20 protein-coding genes and 1 pseudogene are annotated in these 20,431 nt (G+C 68.6%); 14 read left to right on the forward strand and 7 right to left on the reverse strand.

The window, feature by feature from the left end; genetic code table 11:
- Nucleotides 1-66: 66 nt before the first annotated feature.
- Together ACT86A_RS21855 and ACT86A_RS21860 are read right to left on the reverse strand one after the other, a co-directional pair.
- Nucleotides 67-1,035 carry a carbohydrate kinase family protein gene (locus ACT86A_RS21855; RefSeq protein WP_445094040.1) on the reverse strand — a complete coding sequence of 323 codons (969 nt, stop codon included), beginning with the start codon at nucleotides 1,033-1,035 and terminating at the stop codon, nucleotides 67-69.
- Between the two features lie 272 nt (nucleotides 1,036-1,307).
- A complete protein-coding gene (locus tag ACT86A_RS21860) occupies nucleotides 1,308-1,658 on the reverse strand; it encodes a HesB/IscA family protein (protein ID WP_445094041.1) in 351 nt (116 codons plus the stop codon).
- Nucleotides 1,659-1,931: 273 nt separating this feature from the next.
- On the opposite strand from ACT86A_RS21860, the gene ACT86A_RS21865 reads away from it, so the two are divergent.
- Complete coding sequence (locus tag ACT86A_RS21865) at nucleotides 1,932-2,546, forward strand: DUF3043 domain-containing protein (protein WP_445094069.1); 615 nt, start codon at nucleotides 1,932-1,934, stop codon at nucleotides 2,544-2,546.
- 135 nt (nucleotides 2,547-2,681) lie between these two features.
- Here ACT86A_RS21865 and ACT86A_RS21870 read toward each other — a convergent pair whose 3' ends face one another.
- Nucleotides 2,682-2,843: a hypothetical protein gene (locus tag ACT86A_RS21870; protein WP_445094042.1), complete on the reverse strand. Its 162-nt coding sequence runs from the start codon at nucleotides 2,841-2,843 to the stop codon at nucleotides 2,682-2,684.
- Nucleotides 2,844-2,929: 86 nt separating this feature from the next.
- On the opposite strand from ACT86A_RS21870, the gene ACT86A_RS21875 reads away from it, so the two are divergent.
- From ACT86A_RS21875 to ACT86A_RS21900, 6 genes are all read left to right on the forward strand, one after another.
- A complete protein-coding gene (locus ACT86A_RS21875; protein WP_445094043.1) occupies nucleotides 2,930-3,910 on the forward strand; it encodes a helix-turn-helix domain-containing protein in 981 nt (326 codons plus the stop codon).
- Between the two features lie 155 nt (nucleotides 3,911-4,065).
- The gene (locus ACT86A_RS21880; protein WP_445094044.1) at nucleotides 4,066-4,278 is read left to right on the forward strand and encodes a TOBE domain-containing protein; all 213 of its coding nucleotides are present in this window, start codon (nucleotides 4,066-4,068) and stop codon (nucleotides 4,276-4,278) included.
- Between the two features lie 35 nt (nucleotides 4,279-4,313).
- Nucleotides 4,314-4,880, forward strand: a complete 567-nt coding sequence (cobU, locus tag ACT86A_RS21885; protein ID WP_445094045.1) for a bifunctional adenosylcobinamide kinase/adenosylcobinamide-phosphate guanylyltransferase — start codon at nucleotides 4,314-4,316, stop codon at nucleotides 4,878-4,880.
- Nucleotides 4,881-4,950: 70 nt separating this feature from the next.
- Nucleotides 4,951-6,102 (forward strand): nicotinate-nucleotide--dimethylbenzimidazole phosphoribosyltransferase, encoded by a 1,152-nt coding sequence (gene cobT, locus ACT86A_RS21890; protein ID WP_445094046.1) that lies wholly within the window; start codon nucleotides 4,951-4,953, stop codon nucleotides 6,100-6,102.
- 133 nt (nucleotides 6,103-6,235) lie between these two features.
- Nucleotides 6,236-6,979: an adenosylcobinamide-GDP ribazoletransferase gene (locus tag ACT86A_RS21895; protein ID WP_445094047.1), complete on the forward strand. Its 744-nt coding sequence runs from the start codon at nucleotides 6,236-6,238 to the stop codon at nucleotides 6,977-6,979.
- Between the two features lie 92 nt (nucleotides 6,980-7,071).
- Nucleotides 7,072-7,785 carry an MBL fold metallo-hydrolase gene (locus tag ACT86A_RS21900; protein ID WP_445094048.1) on the forward strand — a complete coding sequence of 238 codons (714 nt, stop codon included), beginning with the start codon at nucleotides 7,072-7,074 and terminating at the stop codon, nucleotides 7,783-7,785.
- Between the two features lie 22 nt (nucleotides 7,786-7,807).
- On the opposite strand, the gene ACT86A_RS21905 is transcribed toward ACT86A_RS21900, so the two are convergent.
- From ACT86A_RS21905 to ACT86A_RS21915, 3 genes are all read right to left on the reverse strand, one after another.
- On the reverse strand, nucleotides 7,808-8,905 hold the full coding sequence (locus ACT86A_RS21905; protein ID WP_445094049.1) for a branched-chain amino acid aminotransferase: 1,098 nt from the start codon (nucleotides 8,903-8,905) through the stop codon (nucleotides 7,808-7,810).
- Between the two features lie 351 nt (nucleotides 8,906-9,256).
- Complete coding sequence (gene gcvT, locus ACT86A_RS21910; RefSeq protein ID WP_445094050.1) at nucleotides 9,257-10,357, reverse strand: glycine cleavage system aminomethyltransferase GcvT; 1,101 nt, start codon at nucleotides 10,355-10,357, stop codon at nucleotides 9,257-9,259.
- A complete protein-coding gene (locus tag ACT86A_RS21915) occupies nucleotides 10,354-11,019 on the reverse strand; it encodes a GNAT family N-acetyltransferase (protein WP_445094051.1) in 666 nt (221 codons plus the stop codon). Before ACT86A_RS21915 ends, gcvT begins: the two co-directional genes overlap by 4 nt.
- Before the next feature lie 159 nt (nucleotides 11,020-11,178).
- Between ACT86A_RS21915 and ACT86A_RS21920 the strand changes: the two genes are divergently transcribed.
- Nucleotides 11,179-12,690 carry a leucyl aminopeptidase gene (locus ACT86A_RS21920; RefSeq protein WP_445094052.1) on the forward strand — a complete coding sequence of 504 codons (1,512 nt, stop codon included), beginning with the start codon at nucleotides 11,179-11,181 and terminating at the stop codon, nucleotides 12,688-12,690.
- Between the two features lie 139 nt (nucleotides 12,691-12,829).
- On the opposite strand, the gene ACT86A_RS21925 is transcribed toward ACT86A_RS21920, so the two are convergent.
- Nucleotides 12,830-13,192, reverse strand: coding sequence for an oxidoreductase (locus ACT86A_RS21925; RefSeq protein WP_445094070.1), 363 nt, complete (start codon nucleotides 13,190-13,192; stop codon nucleotides 12,830-12,832).
- 261 nt (nucleotides 13,193-13,453) lie between these two features.
- Here ACT86A_RS21925 and sucB point away from each other — a divergent pair, with 261 nt between their 5' ends.
- The 6 genes and pseudogenes from sucB to ACT86A_RS21955 all read left to right on the forward strand — a co-directional run bounded on the left by sucB (nucleotide 13,454) and on the right by ACT86A_RS21955 (nucleotide 20,133).
- Nucleotides 13,454-15,241, forward strand: coding sequence for a 2-oxoglutarate dehydrogenase, E2 component, dihydrolipoamide succinyltransferase (gene sucB, locus ACT86A_RS21930; protein ID WP_445094053.1), 1,788 nt, complete (start codon nucleotides 13,454-13,456; stop codon nucleotides 15,239-15,241).
- Nucleotides 15,242-15,388: 147 nt separating this feature from the next.
- Nucleotides 15,389-15,925, forward strand: a complete 537-nt coding sequence (locus ACT86A_RS21935) for a GNAT family N-acetyltransferase (protein ID WP_445094054.1) — start codon at nucleotides 15,389-15,391, stop codon at nucleotides 15,923-15,925.
- A 442-nt stretch (nucleotides 15,926-16,367) separates the two neighbouring features.
- On the forward strand, nucleotides 16,368-17,114 hold the full coding sequence (gene lipB, locus ACT86A_RS21940; RefSeq protein ID WP_445094055.1) for a lipoyl(octanoyl) transferase LipB: 747 nt from the start codon (nucleotides 16,368-16,370) through the stop codon (nucleotides 17,112-17,114).
- 85 nt (nucleotides 17,115-17,199) lie between these two features.
- Nucleotides 17,200-18,240, forward strand: a complete 1,041-nt coding sequence (gene lipA, locus ACT86A_RS21945; protein WP_445094056.1) for a lipoyl synthase — start codon at nucleotides 17,200-17,202, stop codon at nucleotides 18,238-18,240.
- 561 nt (nucleotides 18,241-18,801) lie between these two features.
- A pseudogene (locus tag ACT86A_RS21950) lies at nucleotides 18,802-18,931 on the forward strand (LLM class flavin-dependent oxidoreductase); the annotation flags it as partial.
- Between the two features lie 638 nt (nucleotides 18,932-19,569).
- The gene (locus tag ACT86A_RS21955; RefSeq protein ID WP_445094057.1) at nucleotides 19,570-20,133 is read left to right on the forward strand and encodes a transglycosylase SLT domain-containing protein; all 564 of its coding nucleotides are present in this window, start codon (nucleotides 19,570-19,572) and stop codon (nucleotides 20,131-20,133) included.
- Nucleotides 20,134-20,431 lie beyond the last annotated feature (298 nt).

Genomic DNA, 20,431 nt, shown 5'->3' on the forward strand with positions numbered 1-20,431 from the left:
GGCCATCGGCGCCGTGGATCGGGGCAGATGGGGGCCGTCCTCAGGCCCATAGGCACAGACCGACCCCTAGAACAGCGGTTTGACGTCGGCCGCGGCGTCGTCTCCGTAGGCGGCGGTCAAGCGCTGCAGGGCCGTTTCCTTGTTCAGCGTCCACTCCTGGGTGCCCATGGTCTCCAGCACCAACACTGCGATCAGCGAGCCGAGCTGGGCGGAGCGCTCCACACTCAGGCCGGCGGTGTGGCCGGTGAGGAAGCCCGCGCGGAACGCGTCGCCGACGCCGGTCGGCTCGACCTTCTCGAGCTCGGGCACCACGCCGATGGTGACCTCGGTACCGTCGGCGTCGACGATCCGCACCCCGTCCGGCCCCAGCGTGGTGACGCGGACACCGACCTTTTTCGAGATCTCGTCCTCGCTCAGGCCGGTCTTCTGCAACAGCAGTGCCCACTCGTACTTATTGGTGAACAGGTACGCGGCGCCGTCGATCAGCTGCACGGCCTGATCGCCATCCAGGCGGGCAAGCTGCTGGGAGGGGTCGGCGGCGAACGGGATGCCGAGTTCCCGGCACTCCGCGGTGTGGCGCAGCATCGCCTCGGGGTCGTTGGCACCGATCAAGACCAGATCGAGTTTGCGCGCCTCGGCGAGTTCGGCGATGGAGATATCGCGCGCCTCGCTCATCGCGCCCGGGTAGAACGACGCGATCTGGGCCATGTCGTCATCGGTGGTGCAGACGAACCGGGCGGTGTGCGCGCGATCGGAGACCAGCACGGCGGAGCAGTCGACCCCATGCGATTCCAACCAGGCCCGGTACTCGGCGAAGTCCGCGCCCACGGCGCCGACCAGCAGGGGCGTGCGGTTGAGCAGGCCCATGGCATAGGCGATGTTGCCGCCGACACCCCCGCGCCGGATCTGCAGATCGTCCACCAGGAAGCTCAGGGACACATGATCGAGCTGATCGGCCAGCAGTACGTCGGCGAACCGTCCTGGGAAACGCATCAGGTGGTCGGTCGCAATGGACGCGGAAACGGCGATGGACACGTGGCTGAGCCCTTCAACGGTAGGCGGCAGGCGGTCGAGACCGGACGTCGCGCCCCGGCTCGGCCGTGACGCGATTCCCGATCTCACCGTAACCGATCCGCCGCTTCGGAACTTCAGGCCGTACCGATCGCGTGGCGCAGGATCCGCGTTCAGGCCCTCCGTCGGCGCCCTCGAATCTCGCGTGTTCCCGGCGAGATGCCCGTGCTCGCGAAATCAGCTGCCCGGTTCGGGCTCGCCAGGCGCGCGCGGCGAGTCCGAGCCAGGATCCGACGTCAGTTGAAGGAGTCGCCGCAGGCGCAGGAGCCGGTGGCGTTCGGGTTGTCGATGGTGAAGCCCTGCTTCTCGATGGTGTCGACGAAGTCGATCGAGGCGCCCTGCACATACGGCGCGCTCATCCGGTCGACCGCCAGCGTGACGCCGGCGAAGTCGACGGTCAGATCGCCGTCCAACGAGCGGTCGTCGAAGAACAGCTGGTAGCGCAGGCCGGCGCAGCCGCCCGGCTGCACAGCGATCCGCAGCGCCAGGTCGTCGCGACCTTCCTGGTCCAGCAGTGCCTTCGCCTTCGCCGCGGCGGCGTCGGTCAGAGTCACACCGTGGGTGGTGGTCTCGTTCTGCACAGTCATGAACTCTCCTCGAGGAACCTGTGGTCAACCGTGAACAGCGCACGGGTCGTGTCCGGTCAACACCACTCGGCCGGCTGCTATTCCCCCATCTTGCCACTACCCGGTTCGCCGTGACACCCAACCTCGGTGACCCCGCGCAACCTCGGTGACCCCGCGCACTCCCGGCGAGTCAGACCGCATTTCTCGCCGCACCACGCATCGAATAGCCTGGTCGGTGTGAAATTGTTCCGTCGCGGCGAGTCCAGCACCACCGACGCGACCGCCGATTCGACGGTGGTCACGGATGGCGACTCGCCCGCAAGTAGCACCCGTTCGGCCGCAGCGGCCACCGCGGGCAAAGGCCGTCCTACTCCGAAACGCCGTGACGCACAAGGCAAGCGCCGCGGCCCGGTAGCACCCGCTCCGCTGACCGCGAAGGAGGCCCGCGCGCGACGCAAGGCCACGCGCGGCAGCAAAGAAGACCGCAAGGCCGCCGCGGCCGACCGGCGCGCCGCCGCCCAGGATCGGCGCGCCCGCATGCTCGCGGGCGAGGACAAATACCTGTTGCCGCGCGACCAGGGCCCGGTGCGAGCGTTCGTCCGCGACGTCGTCGACGCGCGGCGCAACTTGGTCGGCTTGTTCATGCCGATGGCGCTGGTGCTGATCCTGTCGATGTTCGCCGCGCCCGCTCTGCAGACGATCGTCACCCTCGCCATGCTGGTGATGATGGCGTTCATGGCGGTCGAGGGGGTGCTGCTCGGCCGCGTCGTGAACAACCGGGTCCGGGAGCGGTTCCCGGACACCCCCGACACCGGGTATCGGCTGGGCTGGTATGCCTTTGTGCGCGCCTCCCAGATCCGCAAGATGCGCGCACCTAAGCCGCGGGTGGGCCCGGGCGACGCTGTGTAGTTCGGCAGCGCCTGCGGTGCGTCCGCACGCGATGCGCACTCGTCACGGAAGGCTGAGAGCACGGAAGGCGGGGAGAAGAGCGCCGCCGAGTCGCTCCGTGTGCGGCAGCCGACGTGGACGCGAGTTCGGCAGTGATCAGCGGTGGTGGGGGTTTCGGACGAGCATCGCGGCGAGTTCGCAGCGGACCCGCTCGGCGTCGCGGTCTATGACGTCCACCGAGCCCGCGCGGTCCGTGCTGTGGGCGATCAACGCGGCGACGGCCACGATGAACGCCAGGGAAGCGAGAAAAGTAACCATGGCAGTAATCGTGCGATCGCCCATTTGCCGCCGAAAGTGGCCGTCCGGACACTCTTCGCAAAAATACGGCCAGTAGGCTCGCGGGCATGCTGTCAAAGGTCGCCGTGGTGCTGTCCGAGCGGCTGGCCATGTTCGAGTTCGGCGTCATCTGTGAGGTTTTCGGCCTCGACCGCACCGGCGATGGCCTGCCCGCTTTCGACTTCCTGGTGTGCGGCGCCGAGCCCGGCGTCGCGCTGCGCTCCACCAGTCCGGGCATTACCGTCACGCCGGAGTACGGGCTCGCGGAGCTGAGGAAGGCCGATCTGGTCGCTATCCCGGCCGCCGCGGTCGACAGCGGATTCGATCCGCGCGTTGTCGCAGCCGTCCGCGACGCGGCAGCGGCCGGAGCCACTGTGCTCACGGTGTGCTCGGGAGCCTTCCTGGCCGGGGCGGCCGGGCTACTCGACGGACGTACCTGCACCACGCACTGGCGTTACGTGCGGAAACTCGCCGAGAAGTACCCCGGCGCCACCGTCGACCCGGACGTGTTGTTCGTCGACGAGGGCGATCTGATCACCAGCGCGGGCACGGCGGCAGGCATCGACGCCTGCCTGCACCTGGTGCGGCGTGAACTCGGCAGCGGCGTCGCCAATGCGATCGCGCGGCGCATGGTGGTGCCGCCGCAGCGCGACGGCGGGCAGCGCCAGTTCATCGAACGCCCCGTCGCCGCGTGCACCTCCGACAGCCTCATCCCGACCCTGGAGTGGATGAACGAACACCTCGACCTGCCGCACACCGTCGAGCAACTCGCCACCCGCGCCAACATGTCCACCCGCACCTTCGCCCGCCGCTTCGCTGCCGAGACCGGAACCACGCCGGTGAAATGGCTCACCAACCAGCGCGTCCTGCTGGCCGAGCAGCTGTTGGAGGACACCGCGCTCGGCCTGGAAAGCATCGCCGCCCGCGCCGGCTTCGGCTCCGGCGCCCTGCTACGTCACCACTTCCAGCGCCTGGTCGGCATCGCCCCCAGCGAGTACCGCCGCCGGTTCGGCAGGAGCCCGGAGACCGGTGCGCAGGCATCTGCCTGATCGTCGGACGACGACCGCGAGCACAGGCGACACCGGCGCTGGACCCCTACGTCGAAACTCGCCACCGCAAGACGCCGCGTCCGAGTGGCGGCCGCCTTCCCGTCAGCGTTGCGAACTCCGATGAACCAGCACCCCTGCTGCGTAGGATCGCGGGCATGCGACTATCCACACGTAACCAACTGAATGGAACGGTCGTCTCGGTCACCCGCGGCGACGCGATGGCCGTCGTCCGCATCCGGCTGACCGGCGGCGATGAAATCACCTCCTCGATCACCCGCGACGCGGCCGACGACCTCCAACTCGCCGACGGATCGCCGGTCACGGTCCTCATCAAATCCACCGAAGTCGCCATCGGTGTCGACGGATAGCTGGTCGACTGAGAGCTGATTGATACGGTGCAGCCGTGTCGCGAAGTTCCCCGCCCGCAGTGCCGCGCCGCATCCTCGTCCTCGGTGGCGCGCGATCCGGGAAGTCGGCGTTCGCGGAAAAACTCGCGAGCGCGGCCGGGGGTGCGGTGCGTTATCTCGCCACCGCGGTGCCCGACCCGGACGACAAAGATTTCGCCGAACGCATCGCCCAGCACCGCGGCCGACGGCCGGCGAGCTGGTCGACCATCGAAAGTGCCGATCCGGCAGCGGTTCTCACCGAATCCACCGGCTCGCCGAACCCCTTGCCCAGCATCCTCATCGACGACATCGGCACCTGGCTGACCGCCCGCATCGATGCGCGTGACGCGTGGGAGGCACCGCGCGGCACGATTTCGCCGGACACCGACGCACTCATCGCGACGGTGGCGGCCTACCGGGGCAACCTCGTGATCGTGACCCCGGAGGTCGGCATGGGCGTCATCCCGGCGACCCGCTCCGGACGTCTGTTCCGAGACGAAATCGGGATTCTCAACCAACGCCTCGCGCAAGCGTGCGACGAAGCCTACTTCGTCATAGCCGGTCTCCCGCTTCGTCTGAAATAGCCCTCTCGGTGTGCGCGGCGTCCGGGTGCTTCGAGAGCGACGGTCGGGTGACGAGTCACCGGAACGGGCAATGGCAAGATTGGGCGGCGTAGTCGGCGGGAACCGCCACGACTGGAAAGGCTCGACAGTGACGGACGGATTCGGACCGGTAGCGGCCCCGGACGCACAGTTTCGTGCGGCCGCGCAGCAGCGGCAGGCGCAGCTGACCAAACCCGGTCAGGCGCTGGGCCGCTTGGAGGAGCTCGGCAACTGGGTTGCGGCCTGCCAGGGCGCGTGTCCGCCGAGGCAGTTCGAGCGGGCCCGCGTGGTGGTGTTCGCCGGAGATCACGGCGTCGCGCGACATGGCGTGTCGGCGTATCCGTGCGAGGTCACCGCGCAGATGGTGGCGAACTTCCTGGGCGGCGGAGCCGCGGTGAACGCGCTCGCGGCGGTAGCGGGAGCGACGGTGCGGGTCGCGGACATCTCCGTCGACGCCGACACCGACCCGCAGGTGTCGAAGCACAAGGTGCGCCGCTCCAGTGGAGCGATCGACCGCGAGGACGCGCTCACCGACGCGGAAATCCGGTCGGCCATCGCCGCGGGCCGCGCCATCGCCGACGAGGAGATCGACGCCGGCGCCGACCTGCTGATCGCGGGCGACATGGGCATCGGCAACACCACCCCGGCGACCGTGCTCATCGCCACCCTCACCGATACCGAGCCGGTGGCTGCTGTCGGCCGCGGCACCGGAATCGACGACGCGGGGTGGATTCGCAAGGTCGCCGCCATTCGCGACGCGATGCGCCGCGCCCGCCGGGTAGCGAAGGAGCCGGTCGAACTGCTCCGCGTCGCGGCGGGCGCCGACTTCGCGGCGATGGCCGCTTTCCTTGCCCAAGCAGCCACCCGGCGTACGCCGGTCATTCTCGACGGCGTCGTCGTGACAGCGGCGGCCATGATCGCCGAAGACCTCGCCGCGGGCGCGAGCGCCTGGTGGCTGGCGGGCCACCGCTCCACCGAACCAGCGCACGCCCTCGCGCTGCGACACCTGCGCCTGGAACCCCTGATCGACTTGGACATGCGGCTCGGCGAAGGCTCCGGCGCCCTCACCGCGCTGCCCATCCTCCGCTCGGCCGTCGCGATCCTCGCGAACATGTCCACCTTCGCCGAAGCCGGCGTCAGCACCGCCGACCCCCAACCGGCCGATCCCGAACCAGCCGGCCCCGGGCCGAACCTGCGCAAATGAATGCTGCTCGCGATGCCCGCTCGCACTCGCACCGGGACCCTGCCCCGGATCCCGGGTTCTCGGCGGTGGCACCGGTCTCCGGACGGAGTCTCCCGGACCAGGGTGCTGCCGCATCTCCCGAACGAGTTCCGGTGTGAACGGAATTCGGCTCGCCGCCTCGTGGCTCACGGTTCTGCCGGTGCGCGGCCCGGACGATGTCGCTCGGGCGGCGGGCCGCGCGATTGGGTGGGCGCCGGTGATCGGTGTCCTGCTCGGAGCGGGAGCGGCGGGGCTGCTGCGGGTGCTGACGTGGGCTGGTGCGAGCGGTTCGTTGGCCGGATTGCTGGTGGTCGGCGCGCTGGCGTTGGCCACGAGGGGCATGCATCTCGACGGTCTCGCCGACACCATGGACGGACTGGGCAGCTACGGGCCGCCCGAGCGGGCCCGGCAGATCATGAAGAGCGGCGGGGCCGGGCCGTTCGGTGTCGCGGGAATCGTGTTCGCCATCGGGGTGCAAGCGTTGTCGTTCGCGGCACTGGCGGACGCGCACCGCTGGCTCGCGGTGGGCATCGCCGTGGCGACCGGCCGTGTCGCCGTCGTACTCGCCTGCCGGGGTATCGCCGCCGCTGCGGGCACCGCGTTCGGGGTCCTGGTCGCGAATACCCAATCGGCACTCGCCGCGACGTGCTGGTCCGCGGCCGCCGTCGCGGCGGCGGCCCTGGCTGTCCCGGATCACCCGTGGCTCGGTCCCGTCGCCGTGGCCGTGGCCCTGGCCGGCTCGGCTCTCCTCGTCCGCCACTGCGCCCGACGCCTCGGCGGGCTCTCCGGTGACGTCCTCGGCGCGGCTGTCGAGACTACGGTGGCACTCACCGCGGTGGTGCTGTCTCTCGCCGGCTAGACGGAACGGCATTGTCACCCGCAGTCGCCGGACCACGGGGTTTTCCAGCCGCGCCGCGCGAAGCGTTCGGGCCGGGCAATAAGGTGTGCGGTATGTCTTCCGAGCGTCTGTACTTTCGCCAGCTGTTGTCGGGACGCGACTACGCCGTCGGCGATCCGATCGCGACGCAGATGCGCAACTTCGCGTACCTGATCGGTGATCGGGAGACGGGCGAGTGCGTAGTGGTCGATCCGGCCTACGCCGCGGGCGACCTGGTGGACATCGCCGAAGCAGACGGGCTGCGGCTGAGCGGGGTGCTGGCGACCCACCACCATCCCGACCACGTGGGCGGGTCGATGCTCGGCTTCACCCTGCGCGGCGTGCCCGAAATGCTCGAGAAGACAAGCGTTCCAGTGCATGTCAACGCCGAAGAGCTGCCGTGGGTGGCCAACGTCACGGGGATCGCCGAGAGTGAACTGACCGGTCACGAGCACGGTGACAAGATCACCGTCGGTGCTTTCGAGATCGAATTACTGCACACCCCCGGACACACACCGGGCAGCCAATGTTTTCTGTTCGACAACCGGCTGATCGCCGGCGACACCCTGTTCGTCGACGGCTGCGGCCGCACCGATTTCCCCGGCGGAGATTCGGACGAAATGTTCCGCAGCCTGCGCTACCTCGCCGGACTCACCGGAGACCCGGTGGTCTACCCCGGCCACTGGTATTCGGAGGAACCCAGCGCGGTGCTGTCCACTGTCCTGGACAAAAACTACGTCATGCGTCCGCAGACCCTGGAGCAGTGGCACATGCTCATGCCGGGCTGAGTTTCACATCCGGCGCTGAGTTTCACATCCGGCGCATCCACCCGTGGATATCGGCGAAAGTGCCGCGCTGGATGCCGGTGAGCGTGTCACGCAGCGCCATGGTGACCTCGCCGGGCTCGCCACCGCCGATGGTGAACTCACCGTTCCCGGAACGGACCCAGCCGACCGGGGTGATCACGGCGGCGGTACCGCAGGCGAAAACCTCGGTGATCGCACCGGATTCGGCGCCCTTGCGCCACTCCTCCACCGAGATCTTGCGCTCCTCGACGGGGTAGCCGGAGTCGGCGGCGAGGGTCAGCAGCGAATCGCGGGTGATGCCGGGCAGCAGCGAGCCGGACAGCTCCGGGGTGACCAAGCGTGCCTCGGAGCCGGATCCGAACACGAAGAAGAGGTTGTTGGTGCCCATCTCCTCGACATAGCGGCGCTCGCACGCGTCCAGCCACACCACCTGATCGCATCCCTTGGCCGAGGCTTCGGCCTGCGCCAGCAGCGAGGCCGCGTAGTTGCCCGCGACCTTGGCCTCACCCGTGCCGCCCGGCGCGGCACGCACGTATTCGGTGGACAGCCACACGCGCACCGGCTTCACGCCGCGCGGGAAGTAGGCGCCCGCCGGGGAACCCAGGAGCAGGTACTTGTACGCGGCAGCCGGCTTCACACCCAACCCCGCCTCCGTGGCGAACATGAACGGCCGCAGGTACAGCGAGTCCTCGCCGCCGGCCGCGGGCACCCAGTCCCGGTCCGCCTCGAGAAGTTGCCGCACCGACTCGATGAACAGCTCGTCCGGCAACTCGGCCATCGCCATGCGCCGAGCCGACTTGCGCAAACGCGCCGCGTTGGCGTCGATGCGGAAACAGGAGACGCTGCCGTCGCTCTGCCGGTAGGCCTTGAGTCCCTCGAAGATAGCCTGGCCGTAATGGAACACCATCGTCGCGGGATCGAGTGACAGCGGCCCATACGGCTCGACCCGCGCGTTCGTCCACGCGCCATCGCGGTAATCGATCGAGACCATGTGGTCGGTGAAGTACCGCCCGAACCCGGGCGCCGCCAGTACCTCTGCTCGCCGCTGCGCCGGAACGGGCGCGGGATGCGGAATACGGGTGAACTGTGCGGCAACGGTCATGCGGACGATCCTATCCGCACCGGTACCGGCCATCCGCCCGTGGTCCACGCCCTACCGGGTGCGTGTTCGGTCGCGTCTACACCCGATCGCCGACCCGATGTGCACAGGTCGGCTTCGGCGCGGCAGGGTTTCCGCCGAACTCTCGACCGAGGCGCACGGTCCGCTTCGTCTGTGGGACACGACCGGCCATCCCCACAGTCCACCGTGCCTGTCCCCCGGGTTCGCGCCCGCGCGCCCCATGCCGACCGGGCGATGCTCGGCGCAGCAGGGTTCCAGCTGAGTCCGCTGCCGCGCTACCGAGCCCACGGCATCCGCCAGCAGGAATTGCCCCGCCGGGGGCGCGTGCCCGGGCTACTTGGTCTTGGTGTCCACGAAAGGCGGGCGGACGACTTCGCAGCGGAGGCGTCGGCCCCGGACGTCGACCTCGACCTCTGCGCCCGGATCGATGCCGGCCGAAGTGTCCAGCAGGGCCAAGGCGATGCCGAGCGCGAGAGTCGGCGAGAAGGTCCCCGAGGTCGTTTCGCCGACCGGCTCGCCCGCGCGCAGCACCGTTTGTCCTTGCCGGAGCACGCCGCGGTCGAGTGCCTTCAAGCCCAGCAGGATTCGGCGTGGACCAGTCGATTTCTCCTGCTCCAGCGCTGCTTTGCCGCAGAACTGCGGCTTCTGCCAGCCGACCGCCCAGCCGCAGCCTGCCTGCACCGGCGAGATCTCCAGCGAGAGTTCGTGCCCGTGCAGCGGATAGCCCATCTCGGTGCGCAGCGTGTCGCGGGCGCCGAGCCCGGCGACCTGGCCTTCGGCAGCGCGCACCTGATCGACCAGGGCGCGGAACAGCGGTTCGGCGTCGGCCCAGCGCGGGAGCAACTCGTAGCCGTGTTCGCCGGTGTAGCCGGTGCGACACACCCGAACGGTGTGGCCGCGCCATTCGGCGTCGGCGTAGGCCATGTAGTCGAGGTCGGTGGGCAGGTCCAGCGCGGCCAGCACCTGCGTGGAGCGTGGCCCCTGCACCGCGAACACGGCGTAGTCGCGGTGCTCGTCGGTCACAGTGACGCCGTCGGGTGCCGCCTTCTGCAGTTCCGCGACGACCGCCGCGGTGTTGGCGGCGTTCGGCACCAGGAAGATCTCGTCGTCGCTCACGTAGTAGGCGATCAGGTCGTCGATTACACCCCCGTCCGGCGCGCAGTACAGCGTGTACTGCGCCTTGCCGGGCCGGATCCGGCCGAGATCATTCGTGAGGACGGAGTTCACGAACGCCGCCGCGCCGGGGCCGCGCACGGTCGCCTTGCCCAGATGGCTGACGTCGAACAGCCCGACCGTCGTGCGGACCGCCTTGTGCTCGGTCACCGTCCCCGCGTAGGCCACCGGCATCTCCCAGCCGCCGAACGGCGCGAAGGTGGCACCCAACTCGACGTGCACGGCGTGAATGGGGCCGTGCAGCAGGCTCGTCTCGGTCACCAGCCGAGCTTATCCGCCGCGCGAGGCGGCATCGCGCCGGTGCCCGCCGGGCTCCGCTGCGGACGAAACCACATCGGGATGAGGGTCGGACCGTTCTCCGGAAGCGTGTGCGTGGTTGCGGTCCGGGCGAACCCGGACCGGGCGTACAGGCGCGCGGATCGTTCCGTGCTCGCTTCCAGAAATGCCGGGACAGACGCTGCGGACGCCGCCGTCAACCGGTCGGTGAGGATCGCTGCCCCTGCCCCTTTGCCACGATGTTCCGGCACCGTGACGATTACTTGCAGATAGTGGTGCGGGAATTCGCGCGGGTGCTCCCGGGCGAGCAGATCGGTCACGATCGCCACACGCTCGAGCACTCGCACGCCGGGCGTCTGCTCGGCCATCGCCTTCGCCTCGGCGGACTCCTCGGCGAACCGCTGAATCGAGGTGACGTGTTGCCAGATCGAGACCGACCAGACTTCGCTGTCCGGCCCCGCTACCCAGATCTCGTCGTCCCGCAACGCGCGGTCGACCAGCTGCGGCACGAACGCCGTGCGGGCGCTCGCGTCGGGTTGCCCTTCCAGCACCCAGGCCGTCACCACCTCGTCCCCGCTCGCCGCGACGAACGCGTCGATGAGCGCGTCGCGATCCCCGGCATCCGCCCGTCGAGCGGTGATCTCCATGGCTGATCCCTTTCGCTGTGAACATCGTATGCTGTCGCAAATCTAGGCAGGTCAGAGCGCTTCGTCATGGACTTCGACGACCTGCTCATCACCGCGGTGGAACTGCTGCTCGACGGCGTCGCGGTGCGCCATCCGGATCAGACCGAATAGCCTGTGCCAATGACCGCTGTTGCAGACCGCTCGCTCGGACCGGAACTGGCACGCACCGAGACCATCGGCGCGGATACCGATGTACTCGTCATCGGGTTGACTTCCTCGGAGAACGGCCCCGCCATCGTGCCCGAGGACCTGTTCGGCGACGTGCTCACCGCCGAGGTGCGCACGGAACTGCTCGACCAGCTCGGCGTGGTGGGCGCGAAGGGCAAGGCCGAGGAGCTGACCCGTGTTCCGGCCCCCGTCGGGCTGGACGGTGTGTCCAGCGTGCTCGCCGTCGGCCTCGGCGCCGCCGACAAACTCGACGCCGAGCAGATCCGCCGCTCGGCAGGCGTGGCGGCGCGCGCGCTGTCGGGCACCGAACTGGTCGTGACCACCCTGTCGGGCCTCGATCTCGGCGCCGCCGCGGAAGGCTTCTACCTGGGCGCCTACTCGTTCACGCCATTCCGGACGGGCAAGTCCGCGCCCAAGCCGGACGAGCGGCCCGTGGCCCGCGTCGAGTTCCTGGTACCCGAGCCCGGATTCGGCGAGGAGACGCTGTTCCACGCGCAGGTCACCGCCGAAGCCGTCGCCACCGCGAGGGATTTCGTGAACACCCCGCCCAGCCACCTGTTCCCCGCCGAGTTCGCCTCCCGCGCACAAGAGCTCGCCGAGGCCGCCGGGCTCACCGTCGAGGTACTCGATGAGAAGGCGCTGGAGGCAGGCGGTTACGGCGGCGTACTCGGAGTCGGCAAGGGTTCTTCGCGCCCGCCGCGCCTGATCCGGATCACCTATGCGGGCGGGCCGAAGAAGGTCGCGCTGGTCGGCAAGGGCATCACCTTCGACACCGGCGGCATCTCCATCAAGCCCGCGCAGAACATGGAGAACATGACCTCCGACATGGCGGGCGCCGCGGCCGTGATCGCCACGACACTGCTCGCCGCCCGGCTGAGCCTGCCGATCACCATCGTCGCCACCGTGCCGATGGCCGAGAACATGCCGTCGGCCACCGCGCAGCGCCCCGGCGATGTGCTCACCCAGTACGGCGGCACCACCGTCGAGGTGCTCAACACCGACGCCGAAGGCCGCCTGATCCTGGCCGACGCCATCGTGCGCGCGAGCGAGGACGAGCCCGAATACCTCATCGACGTGGCCACGCTGACCGGCGCGCAGATGGTCGCGCTCGGCACCCGCACGCCCGGCGTGATGGGCACCGACGAGTTCCGTGACCGCGTCGCCCGAATCTCCCGCGAGGTCGGCGAGAACGGCTGGGCCATGCCGCTTCCCGGTGAGCTGCGCGCCGATCTGAACTCCAAGGTCGCCGACCTGGCCAATGTGGCGCCGCACCGTTGGGGCGGCATGCTCTCCGCCTCGCTGTTCCTGAAGGAGTTCGTCCCCGACAACGTGCAGTGGGCCCATCTCGACGTCGCCGGTCCGGCCTACAACACCGGCGGCCCGTTCGGCTATATCGGCAAGGGCGGCACCGGCGTCCCGGTCCGCACGCTGATCGCGGTGCTGGAGTCCATCGCCGCCGAGTGAGGTTGCGACGCGTCGTCCGGGGCGACCCGTACGACGCACCTCGCACCGGACTCGCTCCACCCGGCACCGTGATCGTCAGTGGAGCCGAGAAGACTTGTGCACCAGCTCGTCCCACCGCGGAAACCGGACCGAAAACCACTCAGAGGTCGCGGAGATCCTGTTCCAGAGCGCGCCGTCGCTCCACTCGCCGGCGAGCGTCGTAGTCGCGCATCCGCTGCGGGTATCCGGTCTTGCGCACGTCGTAGACCGGAATATGCAAATCCCCGGCAAGCCGTCGCGCCCAGCGCTCGCCGACGATCCGGCGCGTCCATTCACCGTCCGCGGCGACAAGGACCACTGTGACATCGGTCACCGCGGTCTTCGGTTCGACGTAACCTTCGACGCCCGTATGCGCGCGCACCCAGTCGGCCAGGTAGCGAGCGTCCTGCCCGCGCGCCGAACCCCCACGTCGACCGCCTCCACCTCGGGTCGCGCCGCCTCGGAAATGATCCAGCAAACCCAACGACGCCGACCTCCTTTCCCGCACCGGAGAATGCTCACCGCCGGTATTCCCATACTGCCAGCTCTGTGCAGTTCGCCGCCCTGTGCTACGCGATTTGCGAGCGAGTGCAAGGATGGACCGCGGTACAAGAACCAGATGGATCTCCGGTGCCACCACAATGATCGATGGCTTCCGGACTCCCGGCGCGACCCGCGGCGAGAGTTCGCGCAGCGAGATCAACTGTTGTAGAACCCCGTCGAGCAGTCAGAGGAGTCAACGGACATGGCCTTCTCCGTCCAGATGCCCGCTCTTGGTGAGAGCGTCACCGAGGGAACGGTGACCAGGTGGCTGAAGCAGGAAGGAGACACGGTCGAGGTCGACGAGCCGCTGCTCGAGGTCTCCACCGACAAGGTCGACACCGAAATCCCGTCCCCCGCGGCCGGTGTGCTGTCGAAGATCGTCGCCAAGGAAGACGATGTGGTCGAGGTCGGCGGCGAACTCGGTGTCATCGGCGAGCCCGGTGAGGCGGCGGCGCCCGCCCCCGCCCCGGAGGCCGCGGCCCCCGCTGCCGCTGAGCCGGCGCCCGCCCCCGCGCAGGAGGCGACGGCCCCCGCACCTCAGGCTGCTGCGCCCGCCGCGTCGGCCGCACCCGCAGCGGGCACTCCGGTCAAGATGCCCGAGCTAGGCGAGTCGGTCACCGAGGGCACCGTCACCCGCTGGCTGAAGTCGGTCGGTGACGAGGTCGCCGTGGACGAGCCGCTGCTCGAGGTCTCCACCGACAAGGTCGACACCGAGATCCCGTCGCCGGTCGCGGGTACCCTGCTGGAGATCACCGCGCAGGAAGACGACGTCGTGTCGGTCGGCGGACAGCTCGGCGTGATCGGCAGCGGGGCTCCCGCGGCTGCTGCGCCGGCCCCCGCCCCTGCACCGGCTCCCGCCGCTGCGCCCGCCCCTACACCGGCTCCCGCCGTTGCACCCGCCGCTGCACCGGCTTCCGCTCCGGCGCCCGCCCCTGCACCGGCTCCCGCTCCGGCTGCTGCCGCTCCGGCCCCGGCTGCCGCTACTGTGGCCCCGGCCCCAGCGCCCGCTCCGGCCGCCGTTGCTCCAGCCGCTGAATCCGCCAACGGCGCAACCCCATACGTCACTCCCCTGGTCCGGAAGCTGGCCGACGAGCACAAGGTCGACCTCACGACCATCACCGGTTCCGGTGTCGGTGGCCGCATTCGCAAGCAGGACGTACTCGCCGCCGCCGAGGCTGCGAAGGCCCCGGCTGCGGCTGCTGCTCCCGCCGCGACCGCTGCGAAGGCTCCTTCCACCCCGGCGGTGGCGCGCCCGCAGCTGGCCCACCTGCGCGGTACCGTGCAGAAGGCCAACCGGATCCGCCAGATCACGGCGACCAAGACCCGTGAATCGCTGCAGACCACCGCGCAGCTGACCCAGGTGCACGAGGCCGACGTCACCAAGATCGCCGCGCTGCGCAAGCAGGCCAAGACGACGTTCAAGGAGCGGGAAGGCGTCAACCTGACGTTCCTGCCGTTCTTCGCGAAGGCGGTTGTCGAGGCGCTCGGCGTGCACCCGAATGTCAACGCCAGCTACGACGAGTCCACCAAAGAGATCACCTACCACGCCTCGGTGCATCTCGGTATCGCCGTCGACACCGATCAGGGGCTGCTGTCCCCGGTGATCCACAACGCGAGTGACCTGTCCCTGAGCGGGCTGGCGCGCGCCATCGCCGACATCGCCGATCGCGCCCGCAACGGCGGCCTCAAGCCGGACGAGCTGGCCGGCGGCACCTTCACCATCACCAACATCGGCAGCCAGGGCGCGCTGTTCGACACCCCGATCCTGGTTCCGCCGCAGGCGGGGATGCTGGGCACGGGCGCGGTCGTCAAGCGCCCGGTCGTGGTGATCGACGAGACCGGCAACGAATCCATCGGCGTCCGCTCGATGTGCTACCTGCCGCTCACCTACGACCACCGCCTGATCGACGGCGCCGACGCGGGTCGCTTCCTGACCACGATCCGGCACCGGCTCGAGGAAGCGGCGTTCGAGGCCGATCTCGGCTTGTGAGGAAGGTCCCGCGGCGCGGATGAAGCTCATGATCGCCGGCCCGTTCGGATTGAACGGGTCGGCGCTCGCCGCCGCTGCGCGCCGTGCCGGGCACAATGTCGCCCGACTGGTGCGCAGAAGGGTGGCGGGCTCATTCGGAGACGACCGATGACCGACCGGCTCGACGCCAGATCCGCCACTGTCGTCCGTGACGCGAACTCCGACGACCTGACCGCGATCCTCCGCATCCACAACGCGAATATCGCCGCCTCCACCGCGATCTGGGACACCGAGCAGGTCGGGCTGGACGATCGCGTCACCTGGTTCCGCGATCGCACCGGCGCCGGCCTTCCGGTCCTGGTCGCCGACATCGACGGCGAGGTGGCCGGATATGCGAGCTACGGTCCGTGGCGCACCAAATCGGGCTATCGCTTCACCGTGGAGAATTCGGTCTATGTCGACGAACGCTTCCAGCGTCGCGGCATCGCCACCGCTCTGCTCACCGAACTCATCGAACGCGCACGCCGCGCGGGCACGGTGCACGCCATGGTCGCCGCCATCGAATCCGGCAACACCGGGTCGATCCAGCTCCACGAACGCTTCGGGTTCCGCACGGTCGGCGTGCTGCCCGAGGTCGGCCACAAATTCGGGCGCTGGATGGATCTGACCCTGATGCAGCTGACGCTGCCGGTCACGGTCGACTGAGACAGCGGTCACTACCTCGTCGGTTCCCACCGGGCGTCGGATACCGCCAGGAGCTGCCTCCGGCGCGTTCTACCCCCACTTCTCGGGTACTCCGCCATCAACACTGCATTGCGATACTTGCGGTTCGCGCGCTGCCCATCCGCGGCGCTATTCGCACCGCACCCGCGTTGGCTGCCACAGGCACAAACTCCGACCGTCTGCGAGTCAGGACTGCTGCGAAGAGGGTCGGCTGCGCCGATCGCCGCTGTACCCGCCCGCGTCGTTCCTGCGACTCGGCCACAACCCCATTCGGAGACCGGGCGGCGGTGACCGTTAGCACGCCGATCGCGCGCCCCGGGCCGAGCATCCGTCCAGCTCCTGCTCGGCAAACCTGGTCGATCTGTGGTGGTTCCCACGACAGGACGGTGGAATCGGACATCCCGGTGGGCGTACCGTCTTGGCTGTGAACCACCCGCGCACGACCCTGTCCGCCCGATTCGATCCGACCCCGATCGTGGTCGAGGATCTCGGACTGATCGATTACCACGACGCCTGGGACCTGCAGCGCAGCATCGCCGACCAGCGTGCCGAGGGCAACGGATCCGATCACCTGCTGCTGCTCGAGCACCCTTCGGTCTATACCGCGGGCCGCCGCACCGAGGCCGAGGACCTGCCGATCGACGGCAGCCCGGTCGTGCAGGTGGACCGCGGCGGCAAGATCACCTGGCACGGCCCCGGTCAACTGGTCGGCTACCCGATCGTGCGGCTGGCCGAGCCCGTCGACGTGGTCAACTACGTGCGCCGCCTCGAGCAGGCCCTGATCACCGTCTGCACCGACCTCGGCCTGGTCTGCGGCCGGGTCGAGGGCCGGTCCGGAGTCTGGCTGCCCGCGACCGAGCTGTACGCCGAACGCAAGATCGCCGCGATCGGCGTGCGCGTGCAGCGCGGTGTCGCCCTGCACGGTCTTTCGTTCAACTGCAACTCCGCCATGGACGGGTTCCAGGCCATCGTGCCGTGTGGTATCCGGGACGCGGGCGTCACCACGTTGACCCGCGAGCTCGGCCGCGAGGTGACTGTGGCGGAGATCAAACCGTTGGTGACCGACGCCATCATCCGCGCGCTCGATGGCGAGCTGCCGGTCACCGCGCACGATATCCCCCGTTCGACCCCGGCCGAGACCGCCCCGCGGGCCCGGACCGCCGACGCGTAAGGTCGATCAGGTGACCTCAGTCGACACCCCGACACCACACGGTGCGGCAGCAGCCGAACCTGCTGCGGCCCTCCCGGATTCCTCCGTGGCCATTCGAGCTACCTCCTCCGGACCGGACGCTCGTGCCGCGAACGGCCGCAAACTCCTGCGTATCGAAGCCCGCAACGCGGAGACTCCGATCGAGCGCAAACCCAGTTGGATCCGCACCCGCGCCACCATGGGACCGGAGTACTCCGAGCTCAAAGGCTTGGTGAAGCGTGAGGGTCTGCACACCGTCTGTGAAGAAGCGGGCTGCCCCAATATCTTCGAATGCTGGGAAGACCGCGAGGCCACCTTCCTCATCGGCGGCGAACAATGCACCCGCCGCTGCGATTTCTGCCAGATCGACACCGGCAAGCCCGCGGCTCTCGACCGCGACGAGCCGCGCCGGGTCGCCGAAAGCGTCCAGGCCATGGGCCTGCGCTACTCCACCATCACCGGCGTCGCCCGCGACGACCTGGACGACGGAGGCGCCTGGCTCTACGCCGAAACCGTCCGCGCCATCAAGCGTTCGAACCCCCACACCGGCGTCGAACTCCTGATCCCCGACTTCAACGCCGACCCCCAGCAACTCGCCGAGGTTTTCTCCTCCCGCCCGGAAGTCCTGGCGCACAACCTCGAAACGGTCCCCCGCATTTTCAAGCGCATCCGCCCGGCATTCCGCTACGAGCGCTCTCTCGCGGTCCTGACCGCCGCTCGCGAAGCCGGGTTGGTGACCAAGTCCAACCTCATCCTGGGCATGGGCGAAACCCCTGAGGAAGTCACCCAGGCCATGCGCGACCTGCACGAAGCAGGCTGCGACATCCTCACCATCACCCAATACCTGCGCCCGTCCCCGCGCCACCACCCGGTCGATCGCTGGGTGAAGCCGGAGGAGTTCGTCGAACACTCCAAGGCGGCCGAGGAAATCGGCTTCGCAGGGGTGATGGCCGGTCCCCTGGTCCGCTCCTCCTACCGAGCCGGTCGGCTGTGCGCCCAGGCGATGGCCCACCATGGTCGCGAGATCGCTCCGGAAATGGCCCACCTCGCTCAGGAGGGCACCGCTTCCCAGGAAGCCAGCTCCGTGTTGGCCCGCTTCGGCTCCTGACCGCGTACTGAGCTGCGCGCCGCGGGGCCGGGAACAATACCCGGCCCCTGCTAGTGCGTCGAATCGCTGCGCTGGTGTTCCATGATGGGAGACCGGCGTCACTGTGACGGATCACGGAATACCGGGGTCCCGCCATCGAGGTCGTCAACCGTATTGTGTGCCGAAGCCGGCGGCAGCGGAGACATTCAGCACCATCGCCGCGCAAGGCGGTGGAGCGAGCGCACTGCCAGCAGGCAGCCTCGAGCCGCTACTGGACATGCCGCAGCCAACCGAATCGTCACGCGTCTGCTGCCTGACGAACGATGGCCCGACTCCGAAGCGGTCGGCGCCCTGGTGGAACCGACAGCACAATCCCGAAAGCGAACTGATCGGCACCACCGCGAACCCGCTACCAGGGCAATACATTTCGCTGGCTCCAGCAAGCGGCTCGAAGACCACCTGCGACCGCCATGACAACGACGGCTTTGCCCGCTCACCGCTCGCAATGCCCGGCAACGGCTTTCGGCTTGTTCGGCGGAGCTCGCGGAAGCGGGGAGGTACCCGGCGACAATGCGCAGTGTCATGAGCCTGTCGTTCCACTGGTTCCTCGCCACCTACGGCGACTCCCGCGGACTGATCGCGGGCGGGCACGGCACTTTCATGTCCGGCGACCGTCCGGCCGGCCTTCGCTATCTGAACCAGGTCAGCGCCGGGCCGAGAGTTCGGCATTCCGAACGACAAGCGGCCCCTCATCGGGCGCAGCCGGTGCCCAAATGGGCGTGGCCGCGCGCTCACTGCCGCGATCACGGTAGCGAGAAAGTTGCCCGGTCAACATAATGGCCGGTTCTTGCCGCGAATTTCGCGGTCGGCTGCGCCGGGTCCACCAATCGGGCCCGCGTCCAAGGTGATGGAATCGTGATAAATATGCCCGCGTTACGAGAAAATTAGAATTGTGACGCATATCACGTTTTCCACTAAAAGCCCTGCATACAGGCCTTGAGGGGCGGTCCGCCGAGATCCTTCCGAACCCGGAAATATCATTCATTAACTTTTTGTTTTCCGTATGTTCACCAATCGTGACCAAGCTGAGATCAGGTCCGGAAGGGACCCGAGAACCGGCGACACATCCGTAGCCGGATTCTCCCCCGGGTACGACAGCGGAACCCGAGGGGCCACCGACCCCGAATAGTTCACCGCATCGCGCCACCAGGAATTCGAATCCTGGTTTTCACAACGAAATCCGAAAAAAGCACATGGCCGATACGGGCGAACTCCCCTGCGGACGCCCGCTGTCGATTCGCGCTGCCTTGTCGGGGCGGATCGCCGCACGATCAAGGAACTGATTTCGCAATGCCTGACTCACGCCTTTCTCCTTTCCACCGCCGGACGCTCCGTAACGCTGCCGTCCTCGCGGCCGCAATCGGCATCACCGCTCTCGGCGCCTCCACCGGGGTGGCGGTGGCCGATCAGACCGTTCCGTCCCGAATCGCGACGGTCGCCGGCGCCCCTAGCCTGCCTGGCCTGCCTCAACTGCCCGCACTTCCCGCGCTTCCCGCCTTCGGCGTCCTGCCCCCGCCGGCGCCCCCGGTTTACGAGAACAACCTCGACGGCTGGATTCGCCAATCCCTCGACATCATGCGCGTCCACAACATTCCGGGCAGCTACGACAGCATCCACCGCAACATCATGCGCGAATCCGGCGGCAATCCCCGGGCCATCAACAACTGGGACTCCAACGCCGCCAAAGGCACTCCCTCCAAAGGGCTGCTCCAGGTGATCGACCCGACCTTCAACGCCTATCACGTCGACGGCACCCCCTTCGACATCTGGGACCCGGTCGCCAACATCACCGCCGCCTGCAACTACGCAGCTCACCGCTACGGTTCGATCGATAACGTCAACGGGCCCTACTGAGCTCAGCCGCAACCCGACAGCGCCTCCTCGTCTCATTGACGGGGAGGCGCTGTCGTTCATGGCGTTTGGTCGACGGGCTTGGTCGGCCGGCACCTGACACAGCCGATCGCCACCGACCAACCCTCCCAACGTTTCTCGAGAGCTCGCGACGCACCGTCGAGTCGAACGCGCACTCCAGCGCACTGCGCAACCTCGACATCGGCTTGTCCGCTGCGGATCCGTGTCCCGTCCCACGCAAACCTAAGCGCACGCGGGATCCGATCATCGGCCATCACACGAACGGGTCGACTCTTGTGGC

This window comes from Nocardia glycosmidis, from assembly GCF_052545115.1.